The organism is Pantoea sp. GCM10028869 (genome assembly GCF_042666835.1).
Classification (GTDB): Bacteria; Pseudomonadota; Gammaproteobacteria; order Enterobacterales; family Enterobacteriaceae; genus Pantoea; species Pantoea leporis.
The window spans coordinates 64305-78629 of sequence record NZ_JBHTGO010000007.1 but is presented as its reverse complement, the minus strand read 5'-3'; the positions used below and the strand labels follow the sequence as shown (position 1 = coordinate 78629).

The window sequence follows — 14325 nt, the reverse complement described above, 5'->3', positions numbered from 1 at the left end:
ATGTTGTCGTTATTTTTTTCGCGGCCGGAGTAACAGCGTCCTGCTGTTGTTGATTAAAACATGGTCTTTTTTGCTGCTGGCGTCCAGCCGAAAACCGCCGATTTCGCCAGTTTCGGACTATGCCTGGCGGCCAGATTTCCTGCCATAACACATTGAATTTAAATCGATCTGATTAGCGCGAGTGAAGAAGTAATACCGTTTTTGTTACAGAAGTGGATGAGTCAGGTCGTTAGCGGAAATTGGCAGGGAAAAATGCTGCGTTAAGGCAAACTGCGCGGGCGGGTTGGTTAGCACAGGTAATGAATGGCGCAGAGATTTGTAGCGGCGCGATTCATCGCGCAATCAATTGCGCCGCTACGGTTGGTGCAGGTGGTTAAGTCATTTCGGCATCGCGCTGAGCGGGATAATCGCCCCGCGATACTGGATCACCGTGCTGGCGGTGAGATGACCGCGTGCGGCGGCATCTTCGGCGCTTCCTCCGGCTAAACGCACCGCCAGATAACCAGCGCTGAAGGAGTCGCCAGCCGCGGTGGTATCGATCACTTTCTCTTTCGCCAGCTTGATGGCGGCGACCTCGCGCAGCGGCTCATCGCCAACCGCCACCAGACAGGAGTCCGCACCGCGTTTGATGGCAATTTCCTGCACGCCCGCAGCGCGTGTGCGAGCAATCACCGCATCCAGCGGCTGCTCGCCCCACAGCAAATCTTCGTCGTCGAGCGTCAGAAATGCCATGTCGGTATGACGCAGCATCTCGGCATACGCCTGCTGAGCGCTGGCTTTATCGGCCCACAGACGCGGACGATAGTTGTTATCGAAAATCACCTTGCCACCGTTCTGACGACAGGCGCTGAGCAGCGTCATCAGTTTTTCGCGACTGGCCGCAGGCAGAATCGCCAGGCTGATGCCGCTCAAATAGAGATAATCATAGTGCGCCAGCTGCTGGCAAATCGCGTCCGCTTGCGCGCTGTCCAGCCAGAAACGGGCGGCGGCGTCGTTGCGCCAGTACCAGAAGGTCCGCTCGCCGTGGTCGTCGGTTTCGATGAAGTACAAACCCGGCATTTTATTATCGAGGCGCTGAACCAGCGCGGTTTCGACCTTTTCCTGCTGCCAGGCGGCGATCATCTGGTCACTGAAACTGTCGGTGCCGAGTGCGGTGACATAATCGACACGCAGCTGTTTATCTGACTGACGCGCCAGATACACCGCCGTGTTCAGCGTATCGCCGCCAAAACCGCGTTTGATGTTCTCACCTTTCTCGGACAGTTCAATCATGCATTCGCCAATAATGGCGATTTTCTTCTGCGTCATGGTCTTCAGCCTGTAGTGAATTCTGCCTTAGTCTCGCGTCTGGTATGGCAGTCGTCAATGGTTTTTAAAACGATGTTTTGATTTAACTTAAGGCAGCAAACCGCCTGCGCCACGGTGATTTAGCGGCCAAAGCGCGTTTTGTTTTGCCGATTAAGTGCGAAGCACGCTGTTACACTCAACTCTTCATGGGACTAACGAGATTGATAAAGTTATCCCGGCGATCGCCGATACTTGCCGCTGAGATGCTATTTGCAGGCACTCAACACCAACCAGGAAAAAACCATGGTGATGAAGAATTTGAGTCATCGGCTGCCTGTTTCAAATGAATTGGAGCAACAACAGGAAACGCGTCTCTTCTGGCAGCAGTGCCAACGATTCTATACTTTCCAGCCGATTTACCAGGTCTCAGGCCGCATGCTGGCTATTGAATTACTGACGGCGGTTACCCATCCCTCCGCGCCAGAAAAAAGGCTGTCGCCCGAAGACTATTTTGAAGCACTGACTATCGCGCAGCGGCTTGGTGTCGTCCAGGAACAACTCGAGCTGCTGATAACATGGTCAACGTTTTTCAATCAGCGTCAGCTGGTGGCGTCGGTTAATATCGACGGTCCAACGTTGATGGAGATTGAGAAGCATGAGTCGATTCGCACGCTGATTGCGCAGCTGCCGTGGGTGCGCTTCGAGCTAACGGAGCATCATGCGCTGCCGCAGGAAGAGATGGTGGCGAAGATGCCGGAACTCGGGCCGCTGTGGCTGGATGATTTTGGCTCTGGCATGGCGAACTTCTCCGCGCTGACCGAACTGCGTTACGACTACATCAAACTCTCGCGCGAGCTGTTTATGCTGCTGCGCGCCAGCGATGAAGGCCGCTCGATGTTCTCGATGCTGCTGGCGTTGATTAACCGTTATTGCAACGGCGTCATCGTTGAAGGCGTGGAAACCGAAGAGGAGTGGCAACAGGTGCGTAGCTCGCCAGCGATGGCGGCGCAGGGCTACTTCTTCTCGCGCCCGGTGCCGTTTAGCGAGCTGGAACGTATGGCTCTTGAGCTTCCCTGATCCCGTTCCACGGCGTCTCGACTATCCTTAGTCAGACGTGGAAGGGCAAGGAGGAAGCAATATGTCACGTACTCGAAAGATCCTGAGCTGGGTGTTCGGGATTTTTTTGTTATTGGTTGTAGTGATTGTGGTGCTCATCGCCACCTTTGACTGGAACCGCTTGAAACCAACGATTAATCAAAAAGTTTCAGCCGAACTGAACCGACCTTTCGCGATTCGCGGCGATCTCGGCGTGGCCTGGGTTCGCAACCGTGAAGAACCTGGCTGGCGCAGTTGGGTGCCGTGGCCGCAGGTGCATGCCGATGATGTGATGCTCGGCAATCCGCCCTCTATTCCTGATGTCACCATGGTGCATCTGCAGCGGGTTGAAGCCACCATTGCACCGCTGTCGCTGCTGCATCAGCAGATCTACCTGCCGTGGATCAAGATGCAAAAGCCGGATGCGCGGCTGGTGCAAACCGCAGATAAGAAGAATAACTGGACCTTTGATCTCGCCAGCAGCCAGAACAGCGATGCTAACGCCGCGCCTTCTGCCTGGTCCTTCCGCCTCGACAACATCCTGTTCGATCAGGGACAAGTGCGCTATCGCGACGCCGTCAATAAAGCCGATGTCACAGTGACCATCAATCCGCTGGGCAAACCGGTGCCCTACGCCCAAGTGGCGGGCGGTGACGATCAGCAGAAAGGCGCGGGTGATTTTGTCTTTGGCTGGCAGGCGAACGGCACCTACAACAATCAGAAGCTGGATGGCGACGGCAAAATTGGCGGCATGCTATCGCTGCGCAGTAAAACCACGCCGTTCCCGCTGCAGGTGGATGTGCGTAATGGCACCACGCGTGTACGTATTGACGGTACCTTGCAGGATCCGCTCAATCTAGGCGGACTCGATGTGCGTCTGCGCTTCGCGGGCGATACGCTGGCCAATCTGTATGGCCTGACCGGCGTGTTGCTGCCCGATACGCCGCCCTATGAAACCGACGGCCATTTGATTGCGCGTTTCAATGAGGCGAAAGGGCCGTTATTCCGCTACGAGAAGTTTAACGGCCACATCGGCGACAGCGATATTCACGGCTCGCTCACCTATCGTCAGGGCAAACCGCGTCCAACGCTGACCGGTGAATTGACCTCGAACCAATTGCGGATGGAAGATTTGGGGCCGCTGATTGGCGTCAACTCCGGCAAAGGCAGCGAGAAAACGCAGCAGGCCAAAGCGCAGCGCGGCGAAGCCTCATCGCAGCCCGCCGATCGCGTGTTGCCACACGACAAGTTTGATACCAAGAGCTGGGACGTGATGGATGCGGATGTGAAGTTCAGCGGCAAACGCATTGAACACAGCAGCAAGCTGCCGCTCAGCGATCTCTATACGCATCTGCAGCTGAAAAACGGCGACCTGTTGCTCGATCCGCTGCGCTTCGGTATGGCCGGCGGCAGCATCAACTCCACCATTCATCTGGAGGGCGACCGCAGCCCGATGCGCGGACGTGCCGATTTGCACGCGCGTAAGCTGCGTCTGCGTCAGCTGTTCCCGGATGTTACGGCGATGCAGAACAGTTTGGGCCAGCTCAACGGCGATGCCTCGCTGAGCGGCACCGGCAATTCGGTGGCGGATCTGCTCGGCACCAGCAATGGCGAACTGAAGCTACTGATGAATGATGGCCTGATCAGCCGTAGCCTGATGGAGATTGCCGGACTGAACGTCGGTAACTATGTGGTGGGTAAGCTGTTCGGCGATGATGAAGTGAAGATCAACTGCGCGGCGACCGATATGAATATTCGTCAAGGCTTAGCGACGCCGAAACTGTTCCTGCTGGATACCGAGAATGCGGTGATCAACGTGACGGGCAACGTCAACTTCGCGAATGAACGCATGGACTTGTCGATCAATCCGGAGAGTAAAGGGATTCGCATCATCACGCTGCGTTCGCCGCTGTATGTGCGCGGCACCTTTAAAAATCCGGATGCGGGGGTGAAAGCCGGACCGCTGATTGCACGCGGTGCCGCAGCGGTGGCGCTCGGGGCGGTGGTTGCTCCCGCCGCCGCGTTGATCGCACTGATTTCCCCTAGCGATACTGACGACAATCAGTGCAGTAATGTGCTGCAGCAGATGAAGAATCAGAAGTGATCAGTTACGCCACAGCACTTTGATGATGTGGTAACCAAAGGCGGTTTTCACCGGTCCGTAAGGCTGTAGCAGCGGACAGGAGAAGACCGCCTTATCAAATGCCGGTACCATTTGTCCTTTACGGAACTCACCCAAATCACCGCCGTTGCGTCCGGATGGGCAGGTAGAGTGTTTCTTTGCCAGCTGCTGGAAGTTCGCCCCTTTCTCAAGTTGCGCCAGCAGGGATTTGGCCTGCGCTTCCTCTTTCACGAGGATATGTAAAGCCGCCGCGGTTTTCGCCATGATGAAGTCCTAATGTGTATAATCCGGCCATTATAACCTCCTTTCTTTTGATTCAACTGAGCGAATTCCGTTATGCGTTTAAACCCCGGCCAACAACGAGCTGTCGAATTTGTCACCGGTCCTTGTCTGGTGCTGGCCGGTGCTGGCTCGGGTAAAACCCGCGTGATCACCAACAAAATCGCCCACCTGATCCGCGAATGTGGCTATCAGGCGCGCCATATCGCCGCCGTAACCTTTACCAATAAAGCCTCGCGCGAGATGAAAGAGCGCGTGGCGCAGACGTTGGGGCGTAAAGAGGCACGCGGCCTGATGATTTCTACCTTTCATACGCTGGGACTGGAGATCATTAAACGCGAATACAAGGCGCTGGGAATGAAAGCCAGCTTCTCGCTGTTCGACGATCAGGATCAGCTGGCCTTGCTTAAAGACCTGACCAAACAGTGGCTGGAAGAGGACAAGACGCTGTTACAGCAGCTGATTTCCACCATCTCCAACTGGAAGAACGATCTGGTCGATCCGCAGGGCGCAGCGGGTTTGGCGCAATCGCAGCGTGACCAGATTTTTGCTCACTGTTATCAGCTGTATGACCAACACCTGAAATCCTGCAACGTGCTGGATTTCGACGACTTAATCGCGCTGCCCACGCTGCTGCTGCAGCGCAATCAGGAAGTGCGCGAACGCTGGCAGCAGCGCATCCGCTATCTGCTGGTGGATGAGTATCAGGACACTAATACCAGCCAATATGAGCTGGTGAAGCTGCTGGTGGGTGCGCGCGCGCGCTTTACCGTAGTGGGCGATGACGATCAGTCGATTTACTCATGGCGTGGCGCGCGTCCGCAAAACCTGGTGCTGCTGCAGCAGGATTTCCCGGCGCTGGAAGTGGTGAAGCTGGAGCAAAATTATCGCTCGACGCAGCGCATCCTGAAATCGGCCAACATCCTCATCGCCAACAATCCGCACGTATTTGAGAAGCGCCTGTTCTCAGAGTTGGGGCAGGGCAGCGAGCTGAAGGTGCTGAGCGCGAATAACGAAGACCACGAAGCGGAACGCGTGGCGGGCGAATTGATCGCGCATCACTTCATCAACAAAACCGCCTATAAAGATTACGCCATTCTCTATCGCGGCAATCATCAGTCGCGCGTGTTCGAGAAGCAACTGATGCAGAACCGTATTCCGTATCGTATTTCGGGCGGTACGTCGTTCTTCTCACGCCCGGAAATCAAAGATTTGCTGGCTTATCTGCGCGTGCTGACCAATCAGGAAGATGACAGCGCGTTTCTGCGTATCGTGAATACGCCGCGCCGTGAGATTGGTCCGGCAACGCTGCAGAAGCTGGGCGAATGGGCCAACCTGCGCAATAAAAGCCTGTATAACGCCAGCTTCGATATGGGGCTGGAGCAAACGCTGAGCGGGCGCGGACTGGAGCATCTGCAGCGCTTTACGCACTGGCTGAGTGAAATCGTCCAGCTGACCGAACGCGAGCCGGTGAATGCGGTGCGTGATCTGATTCGCGGCATCGACTACGAAAGCTGGCTGTTTGAAACCTCGCCCAGCCCGAAAGCCGCTGAGATGCGCATGAAGAACGTTAATCTGCTGTTCCAGTGGATGACTGAGATGCTGGAAGGCGATGAGCTGAACGAACCGATGACGCTGGCGCAGGTGGTGACGCGCTTTACGCTGCGCGACATGATGGAGCGCGGTGAAAGCGACGAGGAGCTCGATCAGGTGCAGCTGATGACGTTGCACGCCTCAAAAGGGCTGGAGTTCCCGTATGTCTATCTGGTTGGCATGGAAGAGGGATTATTGCCGCACCAGAGCAGTATCGATGAGAACAACATCGAGGAAGAGCGGCGTCTGGCTTACGTGGGGATTACGCGAGCGCAGAAAGAGCTGACCTTTACGTTGTGCCGTGAACGCCGCCAGTACGGCGAGCTGATGCGCCCGGAACCGAGTCGCTTCCTGCTGGAGTTGCCGCAGGACGATGTGGTGTGGGAACGCGAGAAAAAAGTGGTGAGCGCAGAAGAGCGCGTGAAGACCGGACAGACGCGCGTCGCTGGATTGAGAGCGATGCTGGAGAATGCGAAGAAGGGTTGAGTTCCCGGTCCGTGCTCGCAGTCCCCCTCCTCGGTCCGTGCCCGTAGTCCCCCTCCTCGGTCCTCCCCCATGAATGGGGGAGGAAGATGCTGCAAAATGTAAGTGTTGAAGCAGCCTGTGGCAGCATCTCCTTCCCCCGCGGGCGGGGGAAGGTCGGGATGGGGGACAGCCAGCGCAATCCCAATCAGGAAATCGTCAGTAACCAGTGCACGTAGGACTGATAATGACTCTCCTGCTCTAACAGCTCAGAACGCAGCGGATGCGCTTCGCGCCAGCCGGCCGGCAACGTCAAATGCAGTGCATCATCATCCGCCTGTAAACGCACGGCAGGCAAAGTGTCATCGCGACGACGACTTGAGAAGATAATCGCTAAGCGTAGCAAACGACTTAAACGCTCCGCCATGCGCGGCGGTACGGCGTTTTGCTGGGTCAGCAAGGCTAAATCGATGCTGCCGCTTTGGTTCTGCAGCAGGCAAGCCAGCATTTTTTTCTGCGCGGGAGTGAAGCCAGGAAGATCGAGATGACGAATCAGGTAAGCGGCGTGTTGCGGTGCCTGGCGGAAATCGACGCTCAGGCCAATTTCGTGGATAGAACAGGCGCTAAGGAGTAGATCGCGACATCGGTTATCCAGCTTCCAACTGCTGCTCACCTGACGGAAGAAACTCTCCGCCAACTGACGTACGCGACCGGCCTGGTCAATATCAATGGCAAAACGACGCTGCACGTTCTGCAATGTGCGGCTGCGGATATCACGATCCACCGGCAGATGCAGCATGCCATACACTAAACCTTCGCGCAGTGCGCCGCCGGCTAGCGTCATGCCTTCAATGCTGAGTTCCTGGAAGATAGCGATGAGAATCGATAAACCGCTCGGGAACACTAAGGCGCGCTCCAGCGTCAATCCTTCAATTTCCAGCTCTTCCAACTTGCCGCACTGAATCGCGCGCTGTTTCAGCTGTTGCAGTTTGCTTAGGGTGATGCGCTCATCCATGCCCTGCGCCATCATAATTTCCTGCAACGCTTGTACGGTGCCCGACGCTCCGACGCAGATTTGCCAGCCTTTTTCGCGCAGCGCAGCGGCCACCGGACGGATCATCTCGCGCGCGGCCAGTTCGGCCTGCTCGAAATTCTCTTTGGCCAGATGACGGTCGCTGAAGTAGCGTTCAAGCCAGGTTACGCAACCCATCGACAAGCTGAACAGCGTGGTGGCATGTGAACCTTCGCCAGTCACCAGTTCGGTGCTGCCACCGCCGATATCGACCACTAAACGCTGATCGGAACCGCCGGTGGTATGCGCTACGCCCTGATAAATCAGGCGTGCTTCCTCTTCGCCGCTGATGACATTCACCGCGCAGCCAAGAATGTGTTCAGCCGTTGTTAGGAAATCCTGCGCATTTTCGGCAAGGCGCAGCGTGGCGGTTGCCACCACGCGGATTTGTTCCGGAGGAATATCCTGCAGCTGTTCGGAGAACAACCTCAGGCACTGCCAGCCGCGTTGCATCGCCTCAGCGGAGAGGTGATTCGCTTTGTCGAGGCCAGCCGCCAGACGCACTTTGCGCTTTATCCGCGCGACGGTCTGAATGCTGCCAGACACCTCGCGCACCACCAACATATGAAAGCTGTTAGAACCTAAATCAATCGCTGCATAAAGTGACGATGCGCTTAGCATGGTGTGCTTAACCCGAACGTTTACGGTTGCTATTGCGCGGCGCGCCGCTCCGACGGTTACTGTTGTTCCCGCCACGGCGTGGGCCGTTACCCGAGCGGCTGCGTTGCAGACGTTTCGGCGGTGGCAGTTCGCTCATCAGCGCATCGCTGTTGTACTTGCTGACCGGAATACCGTGACCAATATACTCTTCGATTGCCGGCAGGTTCAGCGCGTACTCTTCGCACGCCAGGCTGATGGAGTGACCGCTGGCACCCGCGCGGCCAGTACGACCGATACGGTGAACGTAGTCTTCGCGATCGTCAGGCAGATCGTAGTTGAACACATGCGTGACGGCAGGAATGTGCAAACCCCGTGCCGCGACGTCGGTGGCAACCAGGATATCCACATCGCCTTTGGTGAAGTCATCGAGGATACGCAGACGTTTTTTCTGCGCCACATCACCCGTCAGCAGACCCACGCGATGACCATCGGCAGCCAGATGGCCCCAAATGTCTTCACAGCGGTGCTTGGTGTTCGCAAAGATAATGGCGCGATCTGGCCACTCTTCTTCTACCAGCGTCTGCAGCAAGCGCATTTTCTCTTCATTTGAAGGGTAGAAAAGCTCTTCTTTAATACGGTGGCCGGTTTTCTGCTCGGGTTCCACTTCCACGTATTCGGCGTTGTTCATGTGCTCAAACGCCAGTTCACGCACGCGGTAAGACAAGGTTGCAGAGAACAGCATACTCAGGCGTTGGGTGGCCGGCGGCATGCGGCGGAACAGCCAACGAATGTCTTTAATAAAACCGAGATCGAACATGCGATCGGCTTCATCCAGCACAACAACCTGAATCGCGCCCAGGTTGACATGGTTCTGCTTGGCGTAGTCGATCAGACGTCCGGTGGTGCCCACCAGAATATCGACACCATCAGCCAGCACTTTCAGCTGTTTATCGTAGCCGTCGCCACCATAAGCCAGGCCCAGCTTTAAGCCAGTGACCTTGGCTAACGGTTCTGCATCGGCATGAATTTGTACGGCGAGCTCACGCGTCGGGGCCATGATCAGCGCACGTGGCTGATTGATCTGGCGACCTTCTGCGGCAGGATGAGAAAGAAGATAATGAAACGTTGACGTCAGGAACGCCATCGTTTTGCCGGTACCGGTTTGCGCCTGACCCGCAACATCACGCCCTGAAAGCGTAAAAGGCAATGCGAGCGCCTGGATAGGCGTGCAGTTAGAAAAGCCTTTGGTATCAAGGGCTTCTACCACCTGAGGGTGCAGGGCGAAGTCGGAAAACTTCTGTTCAGTTAAGTGTGTTTTGCTCATAGTGTGGTAGAATATCAGCTTACTAGCGCTTTACGAAAGCGTATCCGATGAAATAAAGTCAACCTACGTTGGTATCATTTCCGCCAATTCGCCAGGCGCAATCTTTTGGAGTTAAACATGAGCAGCGATAAGATCGTTCACTTGACCGATGACAGTTTCGACACAGACGTACTGAAAGCAGACGGTGTCACTCTGGTAGATTTCTGGGCTGAATGGTGTGGTCCTTGCAAAATGATCGCCCCAATTCTCGACGAAGTCGCAGAAGAGTACGAAGGTAAACTTACCATCGCTAAGTTGAATATTGATGACAACCCGGGTACAGCGCCAAAATATGGCATCCGCGGTATTCCAACTCTACTGCTGTTCAAGAACGGTGAAGTGGCGGCAACCAAGGTTGGCGCACTGTCTAAAGGACAGTTGAAAGAGTTCCTGAACGCCAACCTGGCCTAAGCCCGGCGCGGTGTTTGTTCGGCAGTGGTGAATTTTTTCGCCACTGCTGGACGTCTCACTTTAAGCGTGTTAAGTTAATTTCACTGCATTACGCTCTTACCTTGTAGTTTGCATCTAAGTTTTCCCTTGTCAGACCCTACTCGCAATGAACGTTATCGTGGTTTGGCAATCTGATGACTAGCACATTCGGCATCATCTTTCGACTGTCTCCTCGTTTCCTATCGCCACATCTGACGATAATCGTCGAGCTGAGTTGAAAAAGAGCCATTAACAGGCATGGAATTTTTGCCATACCACTCACGACAATCATTTCGAGAATTACCCCGAGTTTAAGAACCCATCACTATGAATCTTACCGAATTAAAGAATACGCCGGTTTCTGAGCTGATTACCCTCGGCGAAAATATGGGGCTGGAAAACCAGGCGCGTATGCGCAAGCAGGATATTATTTTCTCTATCCTGAAACAGCACGCAAAAAGCGGCGAAGACATCTTTGGTGATGGTGTGCTGGAGATATTGCAGGACGGATTTGGTTTCCTCCGTTCTGGAGATAGTTCCTACCTCGCCGGTCCCGATGATATCTACGTCTCTCCCAGCCAAATCCGCCGCTTCAACCTCCGCACTGGTGACACCATTTCTGGCAAGATTCGCCCGCCAAAAGAGGGTGAACGCTACTTTGCGCTGTTGAAAGTTAATGAAGTTAACTATGACAAGCCGGAAAACGCGCGTAACAAGATTCTGTTCGAAAACCTTACGCCGTTGCACGCCAGCAAGCGTATGCGTATGGAACGCGGTAATGGCTCGACTGAAGATCTGACCGCACGCGTGCTGGATCTGGCTTCTCCGATTGGTCGTGGTCAACGTGGTCTGATTGTGGCGCCGCCGAAAGCGGGTAAAACCATGCTGCTGCAGAACATCGCGCAGAGCATCGCCTACAACTATCCAGATTGCCTGCTGATGGTGCTGCTGATTGACGAACGTCCGGAAGAAGTGACCGAGATGCAGCGTCTGGTTAAAGGTGAAGTGATCGCTTCGACCTTTGATGAGCCAGCGTCACGTCACGTGCAGGTTGCTGAGATGGTGATCGAGAAGGCCAAGCGCCTGGTTGAGCACAAGAAAGATGTGATCATCCTGCTTGACTCCATCACGCGTCTGGCGCGTGCCTACAACACCGTGGTTCCAGCATCAGGTAAAGTGCTGACCGGTGGTGTGGATGCTAACGCCCTGCATCGTCCGAAGCGTTTCTTCGGTGCGGCACGTAACGTGGAAGAGGGCGGCAGCCTGACCATCATCGCGACCGCGCTGGTTGATACCGGTTCGAAGATGGACGAAGTGATTTACGAAGAGTTTAAAGGTACAGGTAACATGGAATTGCACCTCTCGCGCAAAATCGCCGAGAAGCGTGTATTCCCAGCGATTGACTACAATCGTTCCGGTACCCGTAAAGAAGAGCTGCTCACTACGCAGGAAGAGCTGCAGAAGATGTGGATTCTGCGCAAAATCATCCATCCAATGGGTGAAATCGACGCGATGGAGTTCCTCATCAACAAACTGGCCATGACGAAAACCAACGACGAATTCTTCGATATGATGAAGCGTTCCTAAGTTGCGATCGGCGAGTCGCTAAGCCAAGCGGTGATTCGCACAATATGCCAGGAAATATCGCTAACGCCACGTCTTAACGTGGCGTTTTTTATTTATGGGCATTAGGATTAGCGCAGTCAGGAAGCTTTTATATTGACTGTGACAGAGATTCGTTTGTTTTTTCAGCAATCAGACTTTTCTGTAGCAGAATTCGGAATAGGGATATACGGCAATGGCGGATGTTTTGCATATTGTTGTCCACGATTTTAGCTGAGAGCATTAACGTGAATTTACTCACTATGAGTACTGAGCTTGGTTTAGTTTTTCTTTTTACTTTAGTGTTCCTGTTTTTTGCTCGCAAAGCAGCTAAAAAAATTGGGCTTGTGGACACACCAAACTCCAGAAAAAGGCACCATGGCGCCATTCCGTTAGTTGGCGGCATTTCCGTGTACGCGGGAATCTGCTTCGCTTTTGCCATCTCAAATTATTATTTGCCGCACGCGATGCTGTATCTGAGTTGTGCGGGCGTATTGGTGCTGGTTGGCGCACTGGACGATCGCTTCGATATCAGCGTTAAAATTCGTGCGCTGGTGCAGGCGGCGGTTGCCATCGTGATGATGGTCGGCGCCAAACTCTATTTGCTCAGTCTGGGCTTCATTATCGGGCCGGTTGAGTTAATTGTCGGTCCCTTTGGCTACGTATTGACGCTATTCGCCGTATGGGCCGCCATCAACGCGTTCAATATGGTGGATGGGATTGATGGCCTGCTTGGCGGCCTCTCCAGCGTCACTTTCGCCGCCATGGGCATCATTCTCTATTTCGACGGCCAGACCAGCCTCGCCATGTGGTGCTTCGCGATGATCGCCGCCACCATTCCTTATATCCTGCTTAATCTCGGCTTGATTGGCCGTCGCTACAAAGTGTTTATGGGCGATGCCGGCAGCACCATGATCGGTTTCACCATCATCTGGATTCTGCTGGAAACCACCCAAGGCCTGAGCCATCCGATCACGCCCGTCACCGCGCTGTGGCTGATCGCGATTCCGCTGATGGATATGGTGGCGATTATGTATCGCCGTTTGCGCAAAGGCATGAGCCCGTTTTCCGCTGACCGCCAGCACATCCACCATTTAATTATGCGCGCTGGATTCACGTCACGTCAGGCGTTCCTGCTGATTACCGTCGCCGCCGCGCTTCTGGCGGGTATTGGTGTGCTCGGCGAGTATCTGGCTTTCATCCCGGAATGGGTGATGCTGGTGCTGTTCATGATGGCATTCCTCCTTTATGGCTATTGCCTGAAACACGCATGGCGCGTGGCGCGCAAAATCCGTCGCATTAAACGTCGCTGGCAAAGCAGCGAAGATAAAAAATAAATTACCCAGAAAGTACCCTGATAAGGATTTTGTTATGACCTCTGTCGTTGTGGAGAACGAACTGGATATACGTGGCCTTGGCTGCACACTCTGGCGTGGTAAACGCTGGATTATCGGTCTGGCGCTGCTGTTTGCGCTGGTTGCCTGGTTAGCATCGATGTTAATGAAGCAGGCGTGGAGCACCACGGCGGTGACCGATCGTCCAACGGTCAATATGCTCGGTGATTTCTTCGTACAGCAGCAATTCCTCAATAATCTGGATGTGCGCACCAATACGCTCAATCTCAGTTCGCCAGCGCCGACCGTGATGGATGAGGTTTATCAGGAGTTCACCATGCAGCTGGCATCATGGGATACGCGCCGTGATTTCTGGCAGCAGACCGAATACTTCAAAAGCCGCAAAAGCGGTAACGCGCACAACGATGCGGCGCTGCTCGACGACCTGATCACCAACATTCAGTTCACCGCTGCCGACCCGGCGCGCAATATCTTAGATAACATTAAGCTGGTGGCCGAAACCGCCAGCGATGCTAACAATCTGCTGCGTCAATATATCGCCTACGCCAGCGAGCGTGCGGCGCGTCATCTTAATGCGGAGCTGAAAGGCGCCTGGCAGGCGCGCAGCGTGCAGCTGGCGTCGCAGGTCAACCGCCAGCAGGAAGTGGCGCAGGCGGTATTTGAACGTCAACGTCAGCGCATCGAACAGGCGCTGAAAGTGGCGAGCGAGCAGGGGATTAAAGAGAACCGCGCGCCGGCAACCGGCGAAGCGCTGCCAGACAGCGATCGTTTCCTGCTGGGTCAGCAAATGCTGCAGGCGCAACTCGACACCTTGCAAGCCAGCGGGCCTGCTTACGATTTAAGCTATGATCAAAACAAAGCGATGCTGAGTACGCTGCAGGCCGGTCCGCGTCTGGATAAACAATTCCAGACTTACCGCTATTTGCGCACCCCGGAAGAGCCGGTGTCGCGCGATAGTCCGCGCCGCCTGTTTATGATGATCATGTGGGGCGTAATTGGCGCGCTGGTCGGTGCGGGAGTGGCGCTGGTGCGTCGTCCGCGTTCAACGTTAGCAACGAGCCATTAA

General features: G+C 54.8%; 11 protein-coding genes. 7 read left to right on the top strand and 4 right to left on the bottom strand.

Annotated elements, in window-relative coordinates; genetic code table 11:
• Window positions 1–378: 378 nt before the first annotated feature.
• A complete protein-coding gene (locus ACFQW4_RS17945) occupies window positions 379–1308 on the bottom strand; it encodes a sugar kinase (protein ID WP_280172301.1) in 930 nt (309 codons plus the stop codon).
• 282 nt (window positions 1309–1590) lie between these two features.
• Here ACFQW4_RS17945 and pdeH point away from each other — a divergent pair, with 282 nt between their 5' ends.
• Window positions 1591–2364, top strand: coding sequence for a cyclic-guanylate-specific phosphodiesterase (pdeH, locus tag ACFQW4_RS17940; protein ID WP_277974357.1), 774 nt, complete (start codon window positions 1591–1593; stop codon window positions 2362–2364).
• Window positions 2365–2425: 61 nt separating this feature from the next.
• Entirely contained in the window at window positions 2426–4486 is a 2061-nt protein-coding gene (locus ACFQW4_RS17935; protein ID WP_210081011.1) for an AsmA family protein, read from the top strand.
• Here ACFQW4_RS17935 and ppiC read toward each other — a convergent pair whose 3' ends face one another.
• On the bottom strand, window positions 4487–4768 hold the full coding sequence (gene ppiC / locus ACFQW4_RS17930; RefSeq protein ID WP_008105734.1) for a peptidylprolyl isomerase PpiC: 282 nt from the start codon (window positions 4766–4768) through the stop codon (window positions 4487–4489).
• Window positions 4769–4840: 72 nt separating this feature from the next.
• On the opposite strand from ppiC, the gene rep reads away from it, so the two are divergent.
• Window positions 4841–6862 carry a DNA helicase Rep gene (gene rep, locus ACFQW4_RS17925; protein ID WP_137384900.1) on the top strand — a complete coding sequence of 674 codons (2022 nt, stop codon included), beginning with the start codon at window positions 4841–4843 and terminating at the stop codon, window positions 6860–6862.
• 184 nt (window positions 6863–7046) lie between these two features.
• Here the strand turns inward: rep and gppA are convergent, their stop codons facing one another.
• Entirely contained in the window at window positions 7047–8531 is a 1485-nt protein-coding gene (gppA, locus tag ACFQW4_RS17920; RefSeq protein WP_110867908.1) for a guanosine-5'-triphosphate,3'-diphosphate diphosphatase, read from the bottom strand.
• Window positions 8532–8538: 7 nt separating this feature from the next.
• A complete protein-coding gene (gene rhlB, locus ACFQW4_RS17915; protein WP_110867909.1) occupies window positions 8539–9834 on the bottom strand; it encodes an ATP-dependent RNA helicase RhlB in 1296 nt (431 codons plus the stop codon).
• Between the two features lie 117 nt (window positions 9835–9951).
• On the opposite strand from rhlB, the gene trxA reads away from it, so the two are divergent.
• From trxA to wzzE, 4 genes are all read left to right on the top strand, one after another.
• The gene (gene trxA / locus ACFQW4_RS17910; RefSeq protein ID WP_008105741.1) at window positions 9952–10284 is read left to right on the top strand and encodes a thioredoxin TrxA; all 333 of its coding nucleotides are present in this window, start codon (window positions 9952–9954) and stop codon (window positions 10282–10284) included.
• A gap of 345 nt (window positions 10285–10629) precedes the next feature.
• Window positions 10630–11889, top strand: a complete 1260-nt coding sequence (gene rho, locus ACFQW4_RS17905) for a transcription termination factor Rho (protein WP_008105744.1) — start codon at window positions 10630–10632, stop codon at window positions 11887–11889.
• A 278-nt stretch (window positions 11890–12167) separates the two neighbouring features.
• Window positions 12168–13241, top strand: a complete 1074-nt coding sequence (gene wecA / locus ACFQW4_RS17900; RefSeq protein ID WP_110867910.1) for a UDP-N-acetylglucosamine--undecaprenyl-phosphate N-acetylglucosaminephosphotransferase — start codon at window positions 12168–12170, stop codon at window positions 13239–13241.
• Window positions 13242–13275: 34 nt separating this feature from the next.
• Window positions 13276–14325, top strand: coding sequence for an ECA polysaccharide chain length modulation protein (gene wzzE, locus ACFQW4_RS17895; RefSeq protein WP_137384901.1), 1050 nt, complete (start codon window positions 13276–13278; stop codon window positions 14323–14325).

What these genes read in the sequence shown, in the direction of transcription:
- ACFQW4_RS17945 (WP_280172301.1), bottom strand. Translation starts at nt 1,308, where the DNA reads ATGACGCAGAAGAAAATCGCCATTATTGGCGAATGCATGATTGAACTG.
- pdeH (WP_277974357.1), top strand. Translation starts at nt 1,591, where the DNA reads ATGGTGATGAAGAATTTGAGTCATCGGCTGCCTGTTTCAAATGAATTG.
- ACFQW4_RS17935 (WP_210081011.1), top strand. Translation starts at nt 2,426, where the DNA reads ATGTCACGTACTCGAAAGATCCTGAGCTGGGTGTTCGGGATTTTTTTG.
- ppiC (WP_008105734.1), bottom strand. Translation starts at nt 4,768, where the DNA reads ATGGCGAAAACCGCGGCGGCTTTACATATCCTCGTGAAAGAGGAAGCG.
- rep (WP_137384900.1), top strand. Translation starts at nt 4,841, where the DNA reads ATGCGTTTAAACCCCGGCCAACAACGAGCTGTCGAATTTGTCACCGGT.
- gppA (WP_110867908.1), bottom strand. Translation starts at nt 8,531, where the DNA reads ATGCTAAGCGCATCGTCACTTTATGCAGCGATTGATTTAGGTTCTAAC.
- rhlB (WP_110867909.1), bottom strand. Translation starts at nt 9,834, where the DNA reads ATGAGCAAAACACACTTAACTGAACAGAAGTTTTCCGACTTCGCCCTG.
- trxA (WP_008105741.1), top strand. Translation starts at nt 9,952, where the DNA reads ATGAGCAGCGATAAGATCGTTCACTTGACCGATGACAGTTTCGACACA.
- rho (WP_008105744.1), top strand. Translation starts at nt 10,630, where the DNA reads ATGAATCTTACCGAATTAAAGAATACGCCGGTTTCTGAGCTGATTACC.
- wecA (WP_110867910.1), top strand. Translation starts at nt 12,168, where the DNA reads ATGAGTACTGAGCTTGGTTTAGTTTTTCTTTTTACTTTAGTGTTCCTG.
- wzzE (WP_137384901.1), top strand. Translation starts at nt 13,276, where the DNA reads ATGACCTCTGTCGTTGTGGAGAACGAACTGGATATACGTGGCCTTGGC.